Here is a 20,989-nt window from a genome sequence, read left to right on the forward strand (position 1 = left end):
TGCCGACACCGGCATCGGCAGGCCCAATCGCCCGGCGATGCTGCCAACTTGAGGAAAACCTGAAATAAGCCCAGAAGAGTCTCAACAGCCATCAAACGAGAGCGGGCGCTGGCCCGGTGAGGGATACGATGACAAATTCAGCCATTTCCGAACGCAAGAGCCAGTCGATTTCGCGCGGCGTCGGCATGACCACGCAGATCTATGCCGATCGCGCCGAAAACTCGGAGATCTGGGACGTCGAAGGCCGGCGCTATATCGATTTCTCGTCCGGCATCGCTGTCGTCAACACCGGCCACCGTCATCCGAAGGTGATCGAAGCGGTCAAGGCGCAGCTCGACCGCTTCACCCACACCTGCTACCAGGTCGTGCCCTATGAGAGCTATGTCAGGCTGGCCGAACGGCTCAACGGCATGCTGCCCGGCAAGTTCGACAAGAAGACGATCTTCGTCACCACCGGCGCCGAGGCGGTGGAGAATGCCATCAAGATTGCCCGCAACGCCACCGGCAGGCCGGCGGTCATCGCTTTTTCCGGCGGCTTTCACGGCCGCACCTTCATGGGCATGGCGCTGACCGGCAAGGTCGTGCCCTACAAGGTCGGCTTCGGCGCCATGCCGGCGGATGTCTTCCATGCGCCGTTCCCGGTGGCGCTGCACGGCGTGTCGGTCGCCGATTCGCTGGCGGCGCTCGACCGGCTGTTCAAGGCCGATGTCGATCCGGCCCGCGTCGCCGCGATCATCGTCGAGCCGGTGCAGGGCGAGGGCGGCTTCTACGAGGCGCCGCGCGATTTCATGACCGCATTGCGCAAGATCTGCGACCAGCACGGCATGCTGTTGGTCGCCGACGAAGTGCAGACCGGCTTTGCCCGCACCGGCAAGATGTTCGCCATGGACCACCACGAGGTGGCAGCCGACATCACCACCATGGCCAAGAGCCTGGCCGGCGGCTTCCCGCTGGCGGCGGTCACCGGGCGTGCCGAGATCATCGATGCGCCGAACCCCGGCGGGCTCGGCGGCACCTATGGTGGCAGCCCGATCGGCGTTGCCGCGGCGCATGCGGTGCTCGACGTCATCGACGAGGAGAAGCTCTGCGACCGTGCCAACACGCTGGGCAACCGTCTGAAGCAGCGTCTGCAATCGATCCGCGACGAGACGCCGGAGATCGTCGATATCAGAGGCCCCGGCTTCATGAACGCGGTCGAGTTCAACGACGTGAAGAAGGGCCTGCCGTCGCCGGAACTCGCCAATGCGGTCCGGGTGAAGGCGCTCGACAAGGGCCTGATCCTGCTGACCTGCGGCGTCTACGGCAACGTCATCCGCTTCCTCGCGCCGATCACCATCCAGGATGGCGTCATGAACGAAGCGCTCGACATCCTGGAAAGTTCGATCCGCGAGGCCCGCTCCGCCTGAGCGGCGAGGATATCGCCTAGATTCAACTGCGGCGAGGGCCGAGATAGGCGGCAAGCCGCCGTTCAACGCCCTATGCGAGCACGAAATTCGGTAGTCGAATTGGTGCGTGGAAACGGTTCGGAAGGCAACTGTACACCGAGAAAGGCACAAAGCGGCTCCCACCCTTCGGAGGCCTGATAAGTAAGAAGGCGTTCAGGTGGCAGCGTTGATTTCACGGAAGCGTTATGTGCTTCATAGACAGCGATTGCGTGATCACGGTTATCAAATCGACCGCCAAAGACAGTGTTTCCAACCACCGCCACACCAAAGGACTGTGGATCATTGGTAGCAGCATCCATCGTGAGCCCTATTGTTTGCACCATGCTGTCATACCAGGCTTCCGGTTCACGAACTGTCAGGATAACCTTTGCATCAGGGTAGTGGTCACTCACTTCGCGCCAAAAATGCGCCGTTGGCCAATCGACCGCGGAAAGATAGCCGGCATATGCCGCATCCCAGGTCGGGAGTTGTCCCTGGCCGGCGGCGCGCCACAGCGCCTTCTGCTCGGGATTGGCGTGGACATCTGCCATGTGATGACACGGCCCGAACCCAAGATGCTCCAACGCGAGCTTCAGCGAATATGTGCCAGTGCGACCCATGCCTGCGCCAATGACAAATAGAGCCATGAGCACCCCCGACGATTTCAATTGGTCAAAATACCGCTGTTTCCTTTACTTCGCTATACGTTTTGAAGGTCAGCTCCCGGTCGAACTCGGTCATTCAGGGTGATTGGGTTTGATCTTATCCCGCAGCGCGGGCAGGCTCTGCCTGCTGGAAGGCGGCGAGCGCCGCCTTCAGCCCCTCGGGCCCGGTCGCGACAATCTGCGGCGACGGCGAAAAGCCGGCGCCGAGCATCTTGCGGCCAAGCATATGGTCGCCTGGCCGATTGACCGATTCGATGCCGAGCAGCCGGCTTCCGGCGTAGTGGTAGATCGAGAATTTGTTCTCGGCCACGTCGCCCAGCACGACATGGCTGTCGCCGCCCGCAATCAGGCCGACCATCTGCAGCTTCATGTCGCCGATATCGGACCAGAACCACGGCACCGCCGAGTAATTGTCGGCGTGGCCGACGACGGTGCGCGCGGCAAGCCGCGCCTGGTCAGTGGCGTTCTGTACCGATTCCAGCCGCACATCGCCGCCGGTGAACCAGTGCCGGTAGGAGGCGGCGTCGCCGATGGCGAGGATTTCCGGCACCGACGTGCGCATCTGCTGGTCGACGCGGATGCCGTTGGCGATGGCAATGCCGGCGGCTTCGGCCAATTCGACATTCGGCACGACGCCGATGCCGATGACGACCATCTGCGCCGGCAATCTTTCGCCGGATGAGGTGATAGCAGCCGAAATACGGCCGTTCTCACCCTCCAGCCGTTCGATGGTGGTGCCGGTAAGGATGCGCACACCGGTGGCTTCCAGCCGCTGGCGCACATGGCCGGCGATGACCGGCGCCACGGCGCGGCCGAGCAGCCGGTCGACCGCTTCGACCACCGCAACCTTGCGGCCGGCCGCGGTGAGCGTCGCGGCAATCTCCAGGCCGATGAAGCCGCCGCCGAGGATGACGACCTCCTCGCTTTGCGCGCTCAATTCGCGGATCAGGCGGGCATCGCCGAGCGAGCGCAGCGACACAACGCCGGAAAGCTCCGAACCCGGCAGCGGCAGCAGGCGCGGCCGGGCGCCGGTGGCGAGGATCAGCCGGTCGAACGGCAGCACGCCACCGCCTGATATCTCCAGCCTGTGGCCGCCTGCGTCGATGCGCTCGATCCGGATGCCTGGCCGGAAGTCGATGGTGCTGCCGGTATAAAAAGCTTCGCCACGCAACGGCTGCGGCTTTGCTTGCTGATCCTTGATGAAGGTCTTCGACAGCGGCGGCTTGTGGTAGGGCAATTCGTTTTCGTCGCCGATCAGGATCACCGGGCCGTCATAGCCTTCTTCGCGCAGGCTGGCGGCCGCTTGCACGCCCGCATGACCCGCACCGACAATGACGACCCCGTTCTTCATAACAGCCCGATTCCTCATCCAAATCTAGGACGTCCCGCCAGGTGGCGATTGTCCGGCGCCTCGCAAGAGCGCCGATCCGGGTCGCACCCGGAACGGCCGCCTGTCAACCGAGTCATGCGCCGGCATACCCTATACATCGGCGTTAAAGTTGACAGTTCTAGTTTAGAATAATTCTAAACTGTTGTTTCAATTGAATTTTTTCTACGCCCCCAGTTGACATCCGGTGTCTTCGCCGTTTTATGGAAGCTCGCGCGTCAGCGCATCCCTTTGATGTCTGGGCCTTGAACCCTTTCGATTGGAGGCATTTCGGTGTCTTTCTTCCGCGAACCGCGCGATGGCGCGACCCTTCTTTGCCCGCTGGCAGCTGCCCGCCGCGGCACCGGCATTTCATTGATTCCCAAGGAGAGACAATCATGAGAACGATGATGACCGCGCGGTATGGCGGCAGGCTTGCGGCGATCGGCGCCACCGCGATGCTGACGGCGGCGGTGTTCGTGCTGCCGGCCAAGGCGCAAACCGATGCCAAGGCGGTCATCAAGACTTATTCCGACATCGCGCTCGCCAAATACGAGGATTCGCTGATCACGGCCGAGGCGCTCGACAAGGCTGTCGATGCACTGCTCGCCAAGCCATCGGCCGAAACGCTGAACGCCGCCCGCGAGGCGTGGAAGGCATCGCGCGTTCCCTATCAGCAGACCGAGGTCTATCGCTTCGGTAATGCCATCGTCGACGACTGGGAAGGCAAGGTGAACTCCTGGCCGCTCGACGAAGGCTTGACCGACTATGTCGCCAAGAGCTACGGCACCGAGTCGGACGCCAACGCGCTCTACACCGCCAATGTGATCGCCAACAAGTCGATCGAGATCAACGGCAAGAAGGTCGATGCCACCAATCTGACGCCGGAGTTCCTCTCCGGCACCCTGCAGGAAGCCGGCGGTATCGAGGCAAATGTGGCGACCGGCTATCACGCCATCGAATTCCTGCTTTGGGGGCAAGACCTGCACGGCACCGGTCCGGGGGCTGGCGAGCGGCCCTACACCGATTACGACCTCACCAATTGCACCGGCGGCAATTGCGACCGTCGCGGACAGTACCTAAAATCGGCGAGCGACCTTCTGGTTTCCGATCTCAAGGACATGGTCGACGACTGGAAGGAAGGCGGCGCCGCCCGCAAGAACCTTGTCGATGGCGAGCCGAACGCCGCCATTTCGACCATCTTCACCGGTATGGGCTCGCTGTCCTATGGCGAGCTCGCTGGCGAGCGGATGAAGCTCGGCCTCTTGCTGCACGATCCGGAAGAGGAGCACGATTGCTTCTCCGACAACACCTACAACTCCCATCTTTATGACGCGATCGGCATCCGTGCCGCCTATCACGGCAGCTACACGCGGCTTGACGGCACGGTCGTCGAGGGGCCGTCGGTGGCCGACATGGTCAAGGCGGCCGACCCGGCGGTTGACAAGGAGTTATCGGACAAACTGGACGTCACCATCGCCAAGATGGAGGCCATCAAGGCGCGGGCGCTTGCCGGCGAGGCCTACGACCAGCAGATCGGAGAAGGCGACGCGGAAGGCAACGCCACCGTGCAGGCGGCGATCGACGCACTGGTCGATCAGACCAAGTCGATCGAACGCGCCGTCGGTACCCTGAAGCTCAATGCCATCGCCTTCGAGGGCTCGGACAGCCTCGATTCACCGGACAAGGTGTTCCAGTAAACTATCGAAACCACCAGCCACGCGGCGCAACGAAGCGCCGTTAGCCAGAGCGACAAATGCTGATCTGCCATTGCAACATCATCACCGAAAAGGAGATAGAGCAGACGATCGTCGGACTGCTGGATGAGGACCCCTGGCAGCTGATCGTGCCGGCGAAGGTCTATCATGCCATGCACAAGCGCGGTCGCTGTTGCGGCTGCTTCCCAAATGTGGTCGAAACGATCATTCGGGTCACCGAAAATTACCACGCCCGCTCGGCGGCGAGTGGCGTGGACATCGTTTCACACCTGGATCGCGTCAGAGGCCTGCGCGTCCAATACGGGAGCAGAACGCATGAAAGGCGAACAGCAGATCATCGAGCGGCTTAACGAGGCTCTGTTTCTGGAACTTGGGGCGGTCAATCAATACTGGGTGCATTTCCGGCTGCTGGAAGACTGGGGATACGCCAAGCTGGCGAAGAAGGAACGCGCTGAATCGATCGAGGAAATGCACCATGCCGACCGGCTCGTGGCGCGCATCATCTTCCTCGAGGGCCATCCGAACCTGCAGTCCGTGGCGCCGCTGCGTATCGGGCAGAATGTCAAGGAAGTGCTCGAATCCGATCTTGCCGGCGAATATGACGCGCGCACCGCCTACAAGCGTTCGCGCGAAGTTTGCAACGAAGCAGGCGACTACGTGACGATGAAGCTGTTCGAGGAATTGCTGGCTGACGAGGAAGGTCATATCGACTTCCTCGAGACGCAACTCGACCTGCTCGCCTCGATCGGCGAGGAAAAGTACGGCCAGCTCAACGCGGCGTCGGCCGACGAGGCGGAATAAGGATATGCGGGAATGCGGCGCCCCCTAGATTTCATGCGCCGCTTGCGGCCGGCCGAGCATTGCGGCCTGCCGCCTCAGAAGATGCCGCGATACGGTATCTTTCGCGGCGCCTTTCTTGCCGTGGTGGCGACGCTCACAGCCTCGGCGCTGGCCGGGGCGCCGCAACCGGCGGGGCTTGCCACCAGCCGCACGGATCTGACGCCGAAGGATCTGGCGCGCGTCATCGCCATTACCAGGCCGACCAGCGATTTCTCCAAGCCCGAGCAATTCGAGCTGATGCAGGGCGGCGCCGGCACGTCGAAGAAGGACGTCAACAAGGACGCCTTCTCGCAATCCTCTGCCAACATCAGCTTCGAGGAAGAGGGCACGTTCAAGCTGGGCAATGCCATTTTCCGCAAGAACTGGGTATCCTCGCCATCCTCGACACAGGCCTCGGATGGGCTTGGTCCGCTGTTCAACGAGCGCGCCTGCCAGAACTGTCATCTGAAGGACGGCCGCGGCCATCCGCCGGAAGGCGACAGCGGCACCACGTCGATGTTCCTGCGTCTGGCAAGGGAAGCCAGTACCGAGGAGGAGAAAGCCGCGCTCGCCGATCACAAGGTGCTCAACTTCCCCGACCCGGTCTACGGCACGCAATTGCAGGAATTGGCCGTTGCCGGCCTGCAGGGCGAAGGCAGGATGCATGTCGATTATCAGGAGCAAAAAGTAAAACTGGCGGACGGCAGCACGGTGTCGCTGCACAAGCCGAGCTATTCGGTCGAGGGTCTCGCCTACGGGCCGCTCGGTCCACACACCACGCTGTCGCCGCGCATGACGCCGCCGATGATCGGCCTTGGCCTGGTCGAGCAGATCGCTCCTGCCGACATCCTTGCCCGCACCGACCCGGCCGACCGCGATGGTGACGGGATTTCCGGCAGGCCCAATATAATACGCGACGGCAGCAGCGGTGAACTGACGCTCGGCCGTTTCGGCTGGAAGGCGCAGGCGGCATCGATCCGCCAGCAATCGGCGGATGCTTTTGCCGGCGATATCGGCATTTCGACGCCAGAGGTGCCGAAGCACTGGGGTGATTGCACCGCCGCCGAAAAGACCTGCCTTGCCCTAGCCAACGGTGTGCAAGAGCGTCTCGGTCCGGTCGAAGCGCCGCCGCCGGTCATGGACCTCGTGACCTTCTATTCGCAAAACCTTGCCGTGCCGGCCCGGCGCGATCTCGACAGACCGGACGTGCTCGTCGGCAAAAAACTGTTCTACGATATGGGCTGCATCTCCTGCCATACGCCGAAATTCGTCACCCGTCGCGGCACCCCGAACAGGGCGCAGGCCTTCCAGCTGATCTGGCCTTATTCGGATTTCCTGCTGCATGACATGGGACCCGGCCTTGCCGACGGACAGGCGGTGGGCGAGGCCACGGGAAGTGAATGGCGCACGCCGCCGCTGTGGGGCATCGGACTCACCCAGACCGTCAGCGGCAGCACCTTCTTCCTGCATGACGGGCGCGCACGCAGCCTGGCCGAGGCGATTCTGTGGCATGGCGGCGAGGGCCAGAAGGCGCGTGACCGCTTTGCCGCTGCCGATGCGGCCGATCGCGCCGCGCTGATCAAGTTTCTGGAGTCGCTCTGATGCGGAAGCGTCTTGCACTCGCTCTGATGCTGGTCCTCGCCGGTGCGCTGCCGGCATCCGCGGCGGTGAAGGCTTCGGATGTGATACAGCGGGCGATCGACGGCTTCGTCCGCCCGGCCTATGCCAGGCTGTATGACCATGCGGACAGCTTGACCGAGGCAATGCACGCGCTTTGCAAGACGCCCTCGCAAGACAATCTCGATGCGGCGCGCGCCGAATTCTCGGGTGTCGTGGATGCCTGGTCGGTGGTGGAAATCATCCGTTTGGGGCCGATCGCGGAAAACAACCGGCTTGAGCGCATGCTGTTTTGGCCGGACCGCAAGAGCATCGGCCTGAAGCAGGTGCAGGCAGCACTTGCCGGCAAGGATCCGACAGCCGCCGATCCAGCCCAGCTGGCGACAAAGAGCGTCGCCATGCAAGGGCTCGGCGCACTGGAATTCGTCCTCTACGGTGACGGCGCCGATCAATTGGCCGGCAGGGACGACGCCTATCGCTGCGCCTATGGCGCGGCCATTGCCGGCAATATCGAGGCAATCGCCGGCGACGTCGGCGATGCTTGGACCAAGCCCGACGGCTTCGCCGCGCTCTGGGCCAATCCGGGTCCGCAGAACGCGCTCTACCACAACGGCACTGAAGCGGTGACGGAACTGGTCGGCGTCTTCATCAACGAACTGGAAATGGTCCGCGACGTACGCCTGAAAGGCTTCCTGGGTGCCAAGCCGGAGGCCGATAAACCGAAACAGGCGATCTATTGGCGCTCGCAAAACACCGCCCGCTCGCTGACCGGGAATCTGGGGGGCATGGACGCGCTGTTCCAGGCCTCGCAGCTTGGCGACGCGCTGCCGCCCGATGCGCGCTGGATGGCGGAATCGGTTCACATCCAACTCACCAACGGGATCGAGGCGGCCAAGGCGATCAGAGGACCGATCGACAAGGCACTTGCCGATCCGGCGCTGCGCCGGAAGCTCGACTATTTCTCGCTGGTGACATCCAGCCTGACGACCCTGCTCGGCACCAGGCTGACCGCCGAATTCGGCCTGACCGCCGGGTTCTCGTCGCTGGATGGCGACTGACCATGAGGACGCCGCTGATCGATCGGCGCGATTTCCTGAGGGCCGCAGGCGCCGGGTTCATAACGGCGATGGCGCCGTCGGCCTGGGCAAAGACACTCGACGCCGACGCGGTCTTCGCCACCGCTTTCGTCAAGCGCGACGGCAGCTATGGCGCGGCCGTCCTGTCCGAGGCCGGCAAGTTGTTGCACATGATCGATCTGCCCGATCGGGGCCACGACGTCACCTTCGATCCGGTGTCTAAACGTTCGGTGGTGTTTGCCAGGCAGCCGGGCACCTTTGCTGTCGTCTTCGACCATACCGGCCGCGATGAACCGCACACAATTGCCAGCGTTGCCGGCCGGCATTTCTTCGGCCATGGCGTGTTCTCGGCCGACGGCACGCTGCTCTACGCAACCGAGAACGATTTCGACAATGCCGCCGGCGTCGTCGGCGTCTATGACGCGCATGCGAAATTCAAGCGCATCGGCGAGTTCCCGACCTACGGCACAGGTCCGCACGAGCTTTTGCTGCTTTCCGACGGCAGGACGATTGCTGTGGCCAATGGCGGCATCGAAACACATCCGGATTTCGGCCGCACCGAGCTCAACATTGCGACGATGAGGCCGTCCTATGTGCTGGTCGACCGTCTCACAGGCGATTTCACCGAAAAGCACGAATTACCGCCGGCGCTGCACCAGCTGTCGATCCGCCATATGGATGCCGACCGCTCCGGCACCGTCTGGTTCGGCTGTCAGTACAGGGGGCCGGGTACCGATCGTCCCCCGCTGGTCGGCCGCGCGCCGCGTGGCATGGACTTGAAACTGCTCGACATGTCGCAGGACGTGCTTTCCGGCTTCAGGAACTATATTGGCTCGGTCGCCGCCAACCCTGCCGCCGGCACCATCGCCGTGTCTTCGCCTGAGGGGAATTCGCTTGCCGTGATCGACGCGGCCAGCGGCCGCATCGTCGCCACCAAGGCGTTGGTCGAGGTCTGCGGGGTGGCACCCGATGGGGAAAGCTTCATGGCCACGACCGGCGCCGGCGAGATCGTCGAGGCCGGTGGCTCGATCCATTCCGAGCCGGACTATGTCTGGGACAATCACGTGCTGCGTATCGAGCAGGTCGGCTAGTCCCGATACCTATTGTGGCGATTGCGTGCGGCGAAACTTACATTTTGGACCCGCGCCGAAGCCAAGTCGCCCGACGATTTATCCATTATTCCCTTGCGGGGATCAGCCCTGGCGGGCAGAGGGAACCTGTTTTCGAAACTGTCTCAACCGGCCGCTTCATGAAATTGCTTGCCATCGACTGTGCCGCCAATCTCTGCGCCGCCTGCGTCTACGACGCGGCGGTCGGGAAAGAACTCGGCCGTTCGGTGCTCGATCTCGGCAAGGGTCATGCCGAGCATCTGATGGGTGTCATCGAAGAGGCGTTGGGGACCAGCAGAACCGACTATTCCGACCTCGGCGCCATTGCCGTTTCGACGGGTCCGGGCTCCTTCACCGGTCTGCGCGTCGGCGTCTCGGCGGCGCGCGGCCTTGCGCTGGCGCTGAAAATCCCGGCGATCGGCGTGACGACTCTGGAGGCACTGGCGACGCAAGCGAGAGCGGCATTTCCCGGTCGCGCCGTGCTCGCCGCGCTCGATGCAGGCCGCGAGGAGATCCACGCGGCACTTTACGATGAGAGGTCGGTTCTGGTCTATGGTCCGGCTGTGACCACGCTCTCGCAAGCCGCCGCCATGGCGGTCGACAGATCTGCGGTTCTCGCCGGCACCGCGACGTCGCAAATTGTCGCCTCGATCGGGCGCGCTTTTGACACCGGCCCGGTAGGGGCCACCGCCGACATCGCCGTCTATGCCCGGCTGGCGACTGCTAAGGACGATGGTGAAAAGCCGAAGCCGTTGTATTTGCGCGGCGCGGACGCCAAGCCGCAGGCCGGCTTTGTTTTGTCGAGGCAAAAAAACTGATGCGCATTCCCTTCCTCCAGCCGCGTCGCAGGGACTATGCGATCGAGCCGCTGACGATTGCCGACAGCACGGCAATGTCGGTGCTGCATCGCGAGGATTTCGCGCGGCCGTGGACCGCCGACGAATTCGCCGCGCTGCTTGAGCAGGACACTGTGTTCGGCTATGCCGCGCGCGAGACCGGACAGGGCGCCAAGCCGCCGGTCGGCTTCGTGCTGGCGCGGCTGGCGGCCGGCGAGGGGGAGATACTGACGGTCGCGGTGGCACGCTCGCATCGGCGCCAGGGGCTCGGCTGGCAATTGATGGATGCGGTGCTGCGTGAACTGCACGCACAGCGCGCCGAGGCACTTTTCCTCGAGGTCGACGAGACCAATGTCGCCGCGATTGCGCTCTACCGGCGGCTCGGCTTCCGCGAGGTCGGCAAGCGCGCCAACTATTACAAGTCGCCGGAACACGGCCCGACCGGCGCGCTTGTCATGCGCCGCGATCTTCGCTAGCCAAACGCCGGGGTGGTGCGGATGATCGGAAAAATCAGGATTTTCCTGGCGCTTGGGCTGGTTGTCGTCGGCTCCTTGGTGCTTGTGCCTTTGCAGGTCCTGTCGATGAAGACCGGGCTCTGGCGCGAGACCTTCATCCTGAAGATCTGGCACAGGATGATCGTCAGGGCGCTGGGGCTGCGCATCCATGTCAAGGGGGCGCTGTCCGGCCAGCGCCCATTGCTGGTTGCCGCCAACCACATCTCCTGGACCGACATCATGGTGCTGGGGTCGATGGTCGACGTGACGTTCATCGCCAGGGCCGACATGGCCGGCTGGCCGCTGATCGGCATGCTGTCGAAGCTGCAGCGCACCGTCTTCATCGAACGTGAGCGCAAACGTTCGTCGGGCGACCAGGCGAGCGAGATCGCCGCCCGCATGGCCAAGGGCGACGCCATGGTGCTGTTCGCCGAAGGCTCGACCGGCGACGGCAACATGATCCTGCCGTTCAAGAGCACGCTGTTCGGCGCCGCTACAATGGCGATTGCTGAAGGGGCGGCCGAACAGGTCTTCATCCAGCCGGTGGCGATCGTCTATACGCGCCTGCATGGCGTGCCGCTCGGGCGCCGGCATCGGCCGGTTGCCGCCTGGATTGGCGACGAGGAGCTGATGCCGCACCTCAAGGTGCTGATGGCCGAGGGCGCTCTCGACGTCGAGGTGCATTTTGGCGAGGCGATCGCTTTCTCCAAGGGCTCGAGCCGCAAGGAGACGGCAAAGCAGATGGAACGCCAGGTGCGCGAGATGGTGCAGGCGGCGCTCGCCGAACCGCGCCCAAGCCGGTAGTCTGCGCAGGTTCCGGCCAGATTCGTCTGTTTTTTGTCAGGGAAAGGCGCTAGAAGCCGCGAAATGGAATTGAACACGATAGAGCGCGACGACATCGGCGCTGCCGCCGAAGACCTGGTCGTTCCGGCTGCCGCGACCAGGAAGGTCTTCGTCAAGACCTATGGCTGCCAGATGAACGTCTACGATTCGCAGCGCATGACCGATGCTTTGGCGGCCGATGGCTATGCCGCGACCGATGCCATCGGCGAGGCCGATCTGGTGCTGCTCAACACCTGCCACATCCGCGAGAAAGCGGCGGAAAAGGTCTATTCCGAACTTGGGCGCATCCGTGAGTTGAAGGCGGAACGTGCCAAGACCGGGCGCGAAATGCTGGTCGGCGTCGCCGGCTGTGTGGCGCAGGCCGAGGGTGCTGAGATCATCCGCCGCTCGCCGGCCGTCGATCTGGTCATCGGCCCGCAGACCTATCACCGGCTGCCCGGTGTGCTGGCGAGGGCACGGAGCGGCGAAAAGATCGTCGAGACCGACTATGCCGTCGAGGACAAGTTCGAGCATCTGCCGCAGCCAAAGCGCGCCGAACTGATCAGGCGCGGCGTGACCGCGTTCTTGACCGTTCAGGAAGGCTGCGACAAGTTCTGCACCTTCTGTGTCGTGCCCTATACGCGCGGCTCGGAAGTCTCGCGGCCGGTGGCACAGATCGTCGCCGAGGCCGAGCGCCTGGCGGATGCCGGCGTGCGCGAGGTGACGCTGCTCGGCCAAAACGTTAACGCCTGGCACGGAAGAGGCGAAAACGGCGAGGAATGGGGCCTTGGCCGGCTGCTGTTCAGGCTGGCTGAGATTCCGGGTCTGGCGCGGCTGCGCTACACGACCAGCCATCCGCGCGACATGGACGATGAATTGATCGCCGCCCATCGTGATTTGCCTGCGCTGATGCCCTATCTACATTTACCGGTGCAATCCGGCTCCGACCGCATACTCAAGGCGATGAACCGCAGGCATATGGCCAAGGACTATCTGACGTTGATCGACCGCATCCGTGCCGCACGGAACGACGTCGCACTGTCCGGCGATTTTATCGTCGGCTTTCCCGGTGAGACGGAGGCGGATTTCAAGGCGACGATGCAGTTGGTCGAAGACGTCAACTATGCCTCGGCCTTCTCGTTCAAATACTCTCCGCGCCCCGGCACGCCGGGCGCCGAGATGAGCGATCACGTGCCGGAGGCCGTCAAGGACGAGCGCCTGCAGCGGCTGCAGGCGCTGCTTCTGAAACAGCAGCAGCATTTCGGCGCAAGCCTGGTCGGCAGGACTATCGACACGCTGATCGAAAAGCCGGGCCGCCAGGCCGGCCAGAAGGTTGGCCGCTCGCCGTGGCTGCAGCCGGTTATTGTTGATGAAAAGGCCGGCGAAATCGGTGACATTATCCAGGTACGAATCACGAAGACGGGCTACAACAGCCTGTTCGCCGAATTGGCCTGAAGGCCTCGGCAGATGAGGAGAGACGGTTGAGCGCTGCTGAAGTCAAGAACCTGCCCCAGAATCTACCCTCCGGGGCCTCGGATATGGCGCACATCGTACTGACTTTCGACAATAACAAGCTTGCCAGCGCCCTTTACGGCCAGTTCGACGAGAATCTGGCCAGGCTCGAGCAGAAGCTCGGCGTCGATATCCGCTCGCGCGGCAATCAATTGACCATCAAGGGCTCCTCTTCGGCCGCTGAGCAGGCGCGCCGTGCCTTGGACAATCTTTACGGCATCCTCCAGAAAGGCACCGATATCGGCCAGTCCGATGTCGACGGCGCGGTACGCATGGCGATCGCCTCCGACGACCAGCTGACGCTGCCGACGCTGGAGCGCAAGGGCAAGGTGTCCGCCGCCCAGATATCGACGCGCAAGAAGACCATCTATGCCCGCTCGCTCAACCAGGACGCCTATATGCGCGCGCTGGAGCGGTCGGAACTCGTCTTCGGCATCGGCCCGGCCGGCACCGGAAAGACCTATCTGGCGGTGGCGCATGCGGCAATGCTGCTCGAACGCGGCATGGTCGAACGCATCGTGCTGTCGCGCCCCGCGGTCGAGGCCGGTGAACGGCTTGGCTTTCTGCCGGGCGACATGAAGGAGAAGGTCGATCCCTATCTGCGGCCGCTCTATGATGCGCTCTACGACATGATGCCGGCCGACAAGGTCGAGCGGGCGATCGCCGCCGAGGTCATCGAGATCGCGCCGCTGGCATTCATGCGCGGCCGTACGCTGGCGCACGCCGCCGTCATCCTCGACGAGGCGCAGAACACCACGCCGATGCAGATGAAGATGTTCCTGACCCGGCTCGGCGAGAACTCGCGCATGATCGTCACCGGCGATCCGACCCAGATCGATCTGCCGCCGAACACCAAGTCCGGCCTGGTCGAGGCGTTGAGAATCCTCGACGGCGTCACCGGCATGGTGACCGTACGCTTCAATGAAGGCGACGTCGTCAGGCATCCGCTGGTCGCCGAGATCGTCAAGGCCTACGACCGTGACGGCAAGCTGGCCAGGGGCTTGGGTGTCGAAAGCTGATATGATTATGCGGCCGCATGGCTGAGGAGCAAAAGGCGGGGGCACCGCTTCCCGTCGAAATCGATATCGCGATCGAGGCGGGCGACTGGCCCGACGAGGCGGCGCTGATGCGGCTTGTCGACCGTGCGGTCTCGGCCGCCTTTGCCGAAACCGGCGCGGAGGGCCGTTCCGAGCTTAGCATCGTCTTTTCCGACGATGCCCATATCCGTACGCTCAATGCCGGCTGGCGCGGCAAGGACAAGCCGACCAACGTCCTGTCTTTTCCGGCTTTTCCGTTTGCCAGGGGCGGGCCTCTGCCGCCGATGCTCGGCGACATCGTGCTGGCCGCCGAGACTGTCGCGCGCGAAGCGGCACTGGAACATAAGCCGCTCGAGGACCATATCTCCCATCTCGTCATTCATGGCCTGCTGCATTTGCTGGGCTATGATCACGAAACGGATGCCGAAGCGGAACTGATGGAAGTGACAGAGCGCGCAGCACTTGCGAGGCTTGCCATTCCCGATCCCTACACGTAATTACAAAAGACCAATTGACCGGACGATGATGAACGACAAACCAGAGACTGCCGCCCGCTCCGACGCCGGCAGTGCGATCAAGCCTTCCGAAACGACGGAAGAGGGCTCGAGTCCGAGTACCACGACCGGCAGCTTCGCCAGCGAGGCATCGCCTGCCGGTCCTTCCCTGTTCGATCGCGTGCTCGGGCTTTTCAGGCACCGCAACGGCACCAGTCTGCGCGAGGAGATTGCCGGTGCGCTTGCCGAAACGGCGAGCGATGCAGAATCCTTCTCGCCCGGCGAACGCGCCATGCTCAACAACATCCTGCGCCTGCGCGAAGTGCGGGTCGAGGACGTCATGGTGCCGCGCGCCGACATCGAGGCGGTCGAGATCACGACGAAGCTTGGCGATCTTCTGGGGCTGTTCGAACAGTCCGGCCACTCCCGCATGCCGGTTTATTCGGAGACGCTCGACGATCCGCGCGGCATGGTTCATATCCGCGACGTGCTGGCGCACATCACCAAGGTCGCCCGCGTCAGAAAGGGCAGGACGACCAGGAAAACTCCGGTCGCGACGGTTCTCGATCTCGCCCAGGTCGATCTGGCGCGCACCATCGGCGATCTCAACCTGATCCGACCGGTGCTGTTCGTGCCGCCGTCGATGCTCGCCTCCGACCTGATGGGGCGAATGCAGACGACGCGCACCCAGATGGCGCTGGTCATCGACGAATATGGCGGCACCGACGGTCTTGTCTCGCTCGAGGATATTGTCGAGATGGTGGTCGGCGACATCGAGGACGAGCATGACGAAGACGAGCCGATGATCACCCAGGCCGGCGAAGGCGTCTTCATCGTCGACGGCAAGGCCGAGATCGACGACGTCGCCAAGATGATCGGCGAGGATTTCGCCGCCGGCGAGCACGGCGAATATGTCGACACGATCGGCGGTATGATCTTCAACACGCTTGGCCGGGTGCCGGCGCGCGGCGAAGTGGTGCAGGCCATACCCGGCTTCGAGTTCCATGTGCTCGACGCCGATCCGCGCCGCGTCAAGCGCGTGCGCATCGTCGAGACCCTGAAGGGCGAGCGGCGCCGCCGCGCCGTCCGCACCGAGCAGGCTTAGGGTTTGTTTGGAGCCAAGCCCGCGGCCTGATAAATCTTGCTTCCTGATTCGCACGACTCGGAAGCATTGATGGAGCGCCAGGCCGGCCGGATAATTCTGCTTTGGGGCTGGCGGCGCGCGCTGGTGGCGTTTCTTGCCGGGGCGCTGGCGGTTCTTGCCCAGGCGCCTTATGATTTCTTCGCCGTCTGCTTCGTTTCGTTCCCGCTGCTGGTGTGGCTCCTCGATGGCGCGACCAGCGAAGCCTCGGACGGTTTTCTGCGGCGCTTGCGGCCGGCTTTCGCCACCGGCTGGTGGTTCGGTTTCGGCTACTTTCTTGCCGGTCTCTGGTGGGTCGGCTCGGCGCTTCTGGTCGAGGCCGACAGCTTTGCCTGGGCTTTGCCGTTCGCGGTGGTCGGCATCCCCCTCGCGCTGGCCTTCTTTTACGGTTTCGCTGCCGTGGTTGCCCGGCTGTTGTGGAGCAACGACATTGGCCGCATCGCCGCGCTGGCCTTCGGCTTTGCGCTGGCGGAATGGCTGCGCGGCTTCCTGTTCACGGGCTTTCCGTGGAATGCCGTCGGCTATGCGGCGATGCCGGTGCCTTTGCTGATGCAGAGCGTCTCGGTGACCGGCATGGTCGGCATGAACGCGCTTGCGGTCTTCGTCTTCGCGCTGCCGGCGCTGCTTGCGGCGCGCCGGCATCTTCGCCTCGGCGCGGCATTGCTTGTCGTTCTCGTCGCCGCCCATGCCGGCTTCGGGTATATCCGGCTCGCCGCCCCCGAAAAGCCGGCTGCCCGCAGCCTCGACGTCCGTATCGTGCAGCCTGCCGTCGACCTCACGGAAAAATGGGATGCCTCGGTGCGTGACCGCATTTTCGCCACCATGATGGGGCTTTCGGCCAAGGCGCCGGAACCCGGCCATGACAGGCCGCAATTGATCCTGTGGCCGGAGACGTCCGTGCCGTTTCTGTTCACCGAACGTCCGGATGCCCTGCCTGCGATCGGAGAGATGCTTGGCGATGGCCAGATGCTGGTCGCCGGCGTCGTTCGCGAGGAAAGCGGCTCGGCGGCCGGCAGCCGTTACTACAACTCTGTGGTGGCGATCGACGAAAGGGGCGAAATCGTCGATGCCGTCGACAAGGTCCACCTGGTACCCTTCGGCGAATACCTGCCTTTCGCCGATCTGCTCGGCCGCTTCGGGCTTGAGCAGCTTGTTGCCGGTCCGATGACCTTCGCGGCCGGCAATGAGCGGCACCCGATCGCGCTGCCCGGCGGTATCCGGGCGCTGCCGTTTATTTGCTATGAGGTCATCTTTCCCGATCTGGTCGCGGTTGACGCAACGGCAGCCGAGCTTATTGTGAATGTCACCAATGACGCCTGGTTCGGCGACACGCCGGGGCCGTACCAGCACTTCCGGCAGGCGCAGATCCGGGCGGTGGAGAATGGGGTACCCCTGTTGCGCGCGGCTAATAACGGCATTTCGGCCGTTGTCGACCCGCGCGGTCGCATCGTCGACGCGCTGGCAATCGATGCACGCGGCGCCATCGATGTGCGTGTGCCGATCTCCAACCAAGCCATCGTTTCCTCCAGCCAACGACGCATTAACGGAATGCTGATCATGTTTTTGCTTGCCGTTGCGGCATGCATTTTGAACGTAAGGCAAAGGCTACGGGCGAATTGACAGCCGACACATTAGAAACTCATACTGTAAGCGCCTGAAAATTTTCGAAGTCGATAAGGTCGTTCTGTTGGGGCACGGGCCGCCGTCTTCGTTTGGGCAGCAAAATGGAAAAGCCGGAAAAATTCGGCGAGGAAAAAATGACAGAAGAAAACAAGAAAAAGCCGAATCCGATCGACATCCACGTCGGAAGCCGCATCCGGCTTCGCCGCAATATGCTGGGAATGAGCCAGGAAAAACTGGGCGAAAACCTCGGCATAACGTTCCAGCAGATCCAAAAGTACGAAAAGGGCACCAATCGCGTCGGCGCCAGCCGTCTGCAGGCAATCGCCTCCATACTCGGCGTGCCCGTCGCCTTCTTCTTCGAGGATGCGCCCGGTCAGGAGTCCGTGGGCACCCGTGGATTTGCCGAGGATGCGTCGATGACCTCCGCCGTCGAATTCTGCGGCAGCCCGGAAGGGCTCCAGCTGAACCGCGCCTTCGTCAAGATCGCCGACGTGAAAGTGCGCCGCAAGATCATCGAGCTTGTGAAGTCGCTCTCCGCCGGCGAGGTCGATTGACTGGCCCGTGAAGAGTTCAAAGAGGAAGAGGTCGTCGTAGCTGGGATGTAATTTCTCGCCGCTGCGCGTATCGAGGGATGTGTATTCCGCAGATACGCTAAAGCGCGGATCGATTTCGCTCGACACACTTCCTCGAAGCCGTTTTCCTCAGTCTGTTGGTGCGAGGGCTGATCGCAGTCCGCCCTGCCGCCGTCTCGGGATGCAAAGATAATAACGTCAAAATTCATGCCAGAACGGCTGCATGGCTTGACGAGCGGCGCCCGGCACCGTTAACAACTGGCGCGCCAAAATCGGCGGCCTGCCGATATTTTTTTCAAGAGGGGACACCCGTGACGCGGCACAATTACTTCTTCACCTCGGAATCCGTTGCCGAGGGCCATCCCGACAAGGTCTGCGACCGCATCTCCGACGAGATTGTCGATCTCGTCTATCGCGAAGCCAGAAAGACCGGCATGGACCCGTGGAAGGTCCGCGTTGCCTGCGAGACGCTTGCGACGACCAATCGTGTTGTCATCGCCGGCGAGGTGCGCGTCCCCGAGACGCTGCTCAAGAAGGACAAGGAGGGCAACGTCCTGAAGGATGCGGCCGGCCATCCGATTGTCAACCCAGCCAAGTTCAAGTCGGTCGCCCGCAAGGCAATCCGCGAAATCGGCTACGAGCAGGCCGGCTTCCACTGGAAGACGGCCAAGATCGAGGTCCTGCTGCACGGCCAGTCGCCGGATATCGGCCAAGGCGTCGACAACGCTTCCGACCGGCAAGGCGAGGAAGGAGCCGGCGACCAGGGCATCATGTTTGGGTATGCCTGCCGCGAAACCCCGGACCTGATGCCGGCGCCGATCTATTACAGCCACAAGATCCTCGAATTGCTGGCCACTGCGCGCCATGAAGGCAGCGGTGATGCCGGCAGGCTCGGGCCGGATGCCAAGAGCCAGGTCACCGTCCGCTATGTCGACGGCAAAGCGGCGGAAGTGACGCAGATCGTGCTGTCGACCCAGCATCTCGATGAGACGTGGGATTCGAAGAAGGTGCGCAACGTCGTCGAGCCCTATATCCGCGAAGCACTGGGCGATCTGAAGATCGCCGACAATTGCAACTGGTACATCAACCCAACCGGCAAGTTCGTCATCGGCGGGCCCGACGGCGACGCCGGCCTGACCGGCCGCAAGATCATCGTCGACACCTATGGTGGGGCTGCGCCCCATGGCGGCGGCGCCTTCTCCGGCAAGGACACCACCAAGGTCGATCGCTCGGCCGCCTATGCGGCGCGTTATCTCGCCAAGAACGTGGTTGCCGCAAAGCTCGCCGATCGCTGCACGATCCAGCTTTCCTATGCAATCGGCGTTGCCCAGCCGCTGTCGATCTACGTCGACCTGCACGGCACCGGCAAGGTCGACGAGGCAAAGCTCGAGCGTGCGCTGCGCACCGTGATGGACCTGTCGCCGTCCGGCATCCGCCGCCACCTCGATCTCAACAAGCCGATCTATGCCAAGACGTCGTCCTACGGCCATTTTGGCCGCAAGGCCGGCCGCGACGGATCCTTCTCCTGGGAGAAGACCGATCTCGCCAAGGCGCTCAAGGACGCTCTCGCCGAACCGGTCGCCGAAGCAGTCGCCGCCTAACCGCGGCGCCTATGGACCCGAAGGACCGGCCAAGCCGTGCGACCGAGGCATTTTTCGGTCGCCGGCGCGGCAAGACCATTCGACCACAGCAGGCGGCGGCGCTGGAGAGCGGTTTCGCCGCCTACAAGCTCGATCTGACGGTTGAACCGCCAGCCGATCTGCGCAGCCTTTTCGAAGCAGAAGTTTCGGCTGTCCAGCTCGAAATCGGTTTTGGCGGCGGCGAACATCTTCTGCACCGTGCCACGGCCAGCCAGGCGACCGGGTTTATCGGCGTCGAGCCCTTCGTCAACGGCATGGCCAAGATGATGATGGCGGTCCGGGAGCGGCCGCTTGCCAATCTGCGCGTCTATGACGACGACGCCACACGCCTGCTGGACTGGCTGCCGCAGGCTTCGCTTGACGGCATTGATCTTCTCTATCCGGATCCGTGGCCGAAGAAGAAGCACTGGAAGCGGCGCTTCGTCAGCCCGGTCAATCTCGACCGCTTCGCGCGTGTCCTGAAGCACGGCGGAAAGTTCCACTTTGCGTCCGACATCGACAGCTATGTGAACTGGACGCTCCTGCATTGCCGGGCGCACGGCGCCTTCACGTGGCAGGCAAGCGAAGCGGCCGACTGGCATCGGCCCTATGATGGCTGGCCGGGGACGCGCTATGAGGCCAAGGCCATTCGCGAAGGCCGCCGGCCCGCCTATCTCACCTTCGTGCGGAAATAAGCGGGAAATTAGAGCTGAGCACAAGGCGAGCGGGCCGAAGGCCCTCGGCGCTCACCTGGCTCAGAAGCGACGGATCTTGTCGAAGGCTGCCGGCTCCATCCCGAGATTGCGCAAATCATGCGCAAGCGGCTTGCGACCGTTTTCCACGGCTCGCGACGCTGCTACGGCGCTGCCGAACACGCAAAAGACATTGCCTATGGCTGAAAAAAATCGACGATCGTTCATGATGGTACCCTTTCGAGCGCAGCGAGCGCTCCAATTGTGCAATGCAACATAGATAGTCGTGCGCCGCCGGTGCTCAAAGGGGATCACTGCATGGGCGCCATGCATTTGGCACAGCGCTGCGGACT

At 63.1% G+C, this 20,989-nt stretch carries 21 protein-coding genes; 18 read left to right on the top strand and 3 right to left on the bottom strand.

Annotated elements, in window-relative coordinates:
- The first annotated feature begins 128 nt into the window (after positions 1-128).
- Positions 129-1,406, top strand: a complete 1,278-nt coding sequence (locus tag NKG60_RS11990; protein ID WP_352866144.1) for a 4-aminobutyrate--2-oxoglutarate transaminase — start codon at positions 129-131, stop codon at positions 1,404-1,406.
- A gap of 62 nt (positions 1,407-1,468) precedes the next feature.
- Here NKG60_RS11990 and NKG60_RS11995 read toward each other — a convergent pair whose 3' ends face one another.
- Positions 1,469-2,071: a sulfotransferase family protein gene (locus tag NKG60_RS11995; protein ID WP_352866147.1), complete on the bottom strand. Its 603-nt coding sequence runs from the start codon at positions 2,069-2,071 to the stop codon at positions 1,469-1,471.
- A gap of 115 nt (positions 2,072-2,186) precedes the next feature.
- A complete protein-coding gene (locus tag NKG60_RS12000; protein WP_352866150.1) occupies positions 2,187-3,440 on the bottom strand; it encodes an NAD(P)/FAD-dependent oxidoreductase in 1,254 nt (417 codons plus the stop codon).
- A gap of 425 nt (positions 3,441-3,865) precedes the next feature.
- On the opposite strand from NKG60_RS12000, the gene NKG60_RS12005 reads away from it, so the two are divergent.
- From NKG60_RS12005 to trmB, 17 genes are all read left to right on the top strand, one after another.
- A complete protein-coding gene (locus tag NKG60_RS12005; protein ID WP_352866264.1) occupies positions 3,866-5,155 on the top strand; it encodes an imelysin family protein in 1,290 nt (429 codons plus the stop codon).
- A 56-nt stretch (positions 5,156-5,211) separates the two neighbouring features.
- Entirely contained in the window at positions 5,212-5,523 is a 312-nt protein-coding gene (locus NKG60_RS12010) for a (2Fe-2S)-binding protein (protein ID WP_023676882.1), read from the top strand.
- Positions 5,489-5,974: a bacterioferritin gene (gene bfr, locus NKG60_RS12015; protein WP_023676883.1), complete on the top strand. Its 486-nt coding sequence runs from the start codon at positions 5,489-5,491 to the stop codon at positions 5,972-5,974. Before NKG60_RS12010 ends, bfr begins: the two co-directional genes overlap by 35 nt.
- 81 nt (positions 5,975-6,055) lie before the next feature.
- Complete coding sequence (locus NKG60_RS12020; RefSeq protein ID WP_502912303.1) at positions 6,056-7,594, top strand: di-heme oxidoreductase family protein; 1,539 nt, start codon at positions 6,056-6,058, stop codon at positions 7,592-7,594.
- The gene (locus NKG60_RS12025; RefSeq protein ID WP_352866155.1) at positions 7,594-8,667 is read left to right on the top strand and encodes an imelysin family protein; all 1,074 of its coding nucleotides are present in this window, start codon (positions 7,594-7,596) and stop codon (positions 8,665-8,667) included. The genes NKG60_RS12020 and NKG60_RS12025 overlap by 1 nt, the downstream gene beginning before the upstream one ends.
- 2 nt (positions 8,668-8,669) lie before the next feature.
- Complete coding sequence (locus NKG60_RS12030) at positions 8,670-9,776, top strand: DUF1513 domain-containing protein (RefSeq protein ID WP_352866157.1); 1,107 nt, start codon at positions 8,670-8,672, stop codon at positions 9,774-9,776.
- A 158-nt stretch (positions 9,777-9,934) separates the two neighbouring features.
- Entirely contained in the window at positions 9,935-10,612 is a 678-nt protein-coding gene (gene tsaB / locus NKG60_RS12035; protein WP_352866159.1) for a tRNA (adenosine(37)-N6)-threonylcarbamoyltransferase complex dimerization subunit type 1 TsaB, read from the top strand.
- A complete protein-coding gene (rimI, locus tag NKG60_RS12040) occupies positions 10,612-11,106 on the top strand; it encodes a ribosomal protein S18-alanine N-acetyltransferase (protein WP_352866161.1) in 495 nt (164 codons plus the stop codon). Before tsaB ends, rimI begins: the two co-directional genes overlap by 1 nt.
- A gap of 21 nt (positions 11,107-11,127) precedes the next feature.
- A complete protein-coding gene (gene olsA, locus NKG60_RS12045; RefSeq protein WP_352866163.1) occupies positions 11,128-11,928 on the top strand; it encodes a lyso-ornithine lipid O-acyltransferase in 801 nt (266 codons plus the stop codon).
- 63 nt (positions 11,929-11,991) lie between these two features.
- Complete coding sequence (gene miaB, locus NKG60_RS12050) at positions 11,992-13,401, top strand: tRNA (N6-isopentenyl adenosine(37)-C2)-methylthiotransferase MiaB (RefSeq protein WP_352866166.1); 1,410 nt, start codon at positions 11,992-11,994, stop codon at positions 13,399-13,401.
- A gap of 83 nt (positions 13,402-13,484) precedes the next feature.
- The gene (locus tag NKG60_RS12055) at positions 13,485-14,477 is read left to right on the top strand and encodes a PhoH family protein (protein WP_473556448.1); all 993 of its coding nucleotides are present in this window, start codon (positions 13,485-13,487) and stop codon (positions 14,475-14,477) included.
- A 17-nt stretch (positions 14,478-14,494) separates the two neighbouring features.
- Positions 14,495-14,992, top strand: a complete 498-nt coding sequence (gene ybeY, locus NKG60_RS12060) for an rRNA maturation RNase YbeY (RefSeq protein WP_352866168.1) — start codon at positions 14,495-14,497, stop codon at positions 14,990-14,992.
- Positions 14,993-15,020: 28 nt separating this feature from the next.
- Positions 15,021-16,094 (top strand): hemolysin family protein, encoded by a 1,074-nt coding sequence (locus NKG60_RS12065; protein WP_254816261.1) that lies wholly within the window; start codon positions 15,021-15,023, stop codon positions 16,092-16,094.
- 69 nt (positions 16,095-16,163) lie between these two features.
- Entirely contained in the window at positions 16,164-17,750 is a 1,587-nt protein-coding gene (gene lnt / locus NKG60_RS12070; RefSeq protein WP_352866171.1) for an apolipoprotein N-acyltransferase, read from the top strand.
- 137 nt (positions 17,751-17,887) lie between these two features.
- Complete coding sequence (locus NKG60_RS12075; protein ID WP_352664277.1) at positions 17,888-18,307, top strand: helix-turn-helix domain-containing protein; 420 nt, start codon at positions 17,888-17,890, stop codon at positions 18,305-18,307.
- Positions 18,308-18,636: 329 nt separating this feature from the next.
- A complete protein-coding gene (metK, locus tag NKG60_RS12080; RefSeq protein WP_352866173.1) occupies positions 18,637-19,926 on the top strand; it encodes a methionine adenosyltransferase in 1,290 nt (429 codons plus the stop codon).
- 11 nt (positions 19,927-19,937) lie between these two features.
- On the top strand, positions 19,938-20,639 hold the full coding sequence (gene trmB, locus NKG60_RS12085; RefSeq protein WP_352866175.1) for a tRNA (guanine(46)-N(7))-methyltransferase TrmB: 702 nt from the start codon (positions 19,938-19,940) through the stop codon (positions 20,637-20,639).
- 60 nt (positions 20,640-20,699) lie between these two features.
- On the opposite strand, the gene NKG60_RS12090 is transcribed toward trmB, so the two are convergent.
- On the bottom strand, positions 20,700-20,864 hold the full coding sequence (locus NKG60_RS12090) for a hypothetical protein (protein ID WP_352866177.1): 165 nt from the start codon (positions 20,862-20,864) through the stop codon (positions 20,700-20,702).
- Positions 20,865-20,989: the final 125 nt, after the last annotated feature.

This window comes from Mesorhizobium sp. M1428 (assembly GCF_040317515.1).
In the GTDB taxonomy this organism is placed as follows: Bacteria; Pseudomonadota; Alphaproteobacteria; order Rhizobiales; family Rhizobiaceae; genus Mesorhizobium.

Coding starts and splice junctions, on each gene's coding strand:
- NKG60_RS12030 (WP_352866157.1), top strand. CDS start 8,670: ATGAGGACGCCGCTGATCGATCGGCGCGATTTCCTGAGGGCCGCAGGC.
- NKG60_RS12055 (WP_473556448.1), top strand. CDS start 13,485: ATGGCGCACATCGTACTGACTTTCGACAATAACAAGCTTGCCAGCGCC.
- NKG60_RS12020 (WP_502912303.1), top strand. CDS start 6,056: ATGCCGCGATACGGTATCTTTCGCGGCGCCTTTCTTGCCGTGGTGGCG.
- NKG60_RS11990 (WP_352866144.1), top strand. CDS start 129: ATGACAAATTCAGCCATTTCCGAACGCAAGAGCCAGTCGATTTCGCGC.
- NKG60_RS12025 (WP_352866155.1), top strand. CDS start 7,594: ATGCGGAAGCGTCTTGCACTCGCTCTGATGCTGGTCCTCGCCGGTGCG.
- NKG60_RS11995 (WP_352866147.1), bottom strand. CDS start 2,071: ATGGCTCTATTTGTCATTGGCGCAGGCATGGGTCGCACTGGCACATAT.
- NKG60_RS12010 (WP_023676882.1), top strand. CDS start 5,212: ATGCTGATCTGCCATTGCAACATCATCACCGAAAAGGAGATAGAGCAG.
- tsaB (WP_352866159.1), top strand. CDS start 9,935: ATGAAATTGCTTGCCATCGACTGTGCCGCCAATCTCTGCGCCGCCTGC.
- lnt (WP_352866171.1), top strand. CDS start 16,164: ATGGAGCGCCAGGCCGGCCGGATAATTCTGCTTTGGGGCTGGCGGCGC.
- NKG60_RS12090 (WP_352866177.1), bottom strand. CDS start 20,864: ATGAACGATCGTCGATTTTTTTCAGCCATAGGCAATGTCTTTTGCGTG.
- bfr (WP_023676883.1), top strand. CDS start 5,489: ATGAAAGGCGAACAGCAGATCATCGAGCGGCTTAACGAGGCTCTGTTT.
- miaB (WP_352866166.1), top strand. CDS start 11,992: ATGGAATTGAACACGATAGAGCGCGACGACATCGGCGCTGCCGCCGAA.
- trmB (WP_352866175.1), top strand. CDS start 19,938: ATGGACCCGAAGGACCGGCCAAGCCGTGCGACCGAGGCATTTTTCGGT.
- ybeY (WP_352866168.1), top strand. CDS start 14,495: ATGGCTGAGGAGCAAAAGGCGGGGGCACCGCTTCCCGTCGAAATCGAT.
- NKG60_RS12075 (WP_352664277.1), top strand. CDS start 17,888: ATGACAGAAGAAAACAAGAAAAAGCCGAATCCGATCGACATCCACGTC.
- NKG60_RS12005 (WP_352866264.1), top strand. CDS start 3,866: ATGACCGCGCGGTATGGCGGCAGGCTTGCGGCGATCGGCGCCACCGCG.
- NKG60_RS12000 (WP_352866150.1), bottom strand. CDS start 3,440: ATGAAGAACGGGGTCGTCATTGTCGGTGCGGGTCATGCGGGCGTGCAA.
- rimI (WP_352866161.1), top strand. CDS start 10,612: ATGCGCATTCCCTTCCTCCAGCCGCGTCGCAGGGACTATGCGATCGAG.
- olsA (WP_352866163.1), top strand. CDS start 11,128: ATGATCGGAAAAATCAGGATTTTCCTGGCGCTTGGGCTGGTTGTCGTC.
- NKG60_RS12065 (WP_254816261.1), top strand. CDS start 15,021: ATGAACGACAAACCAGAGACTGCCGCCCGCTCCGACGCCGGCAGTGCG.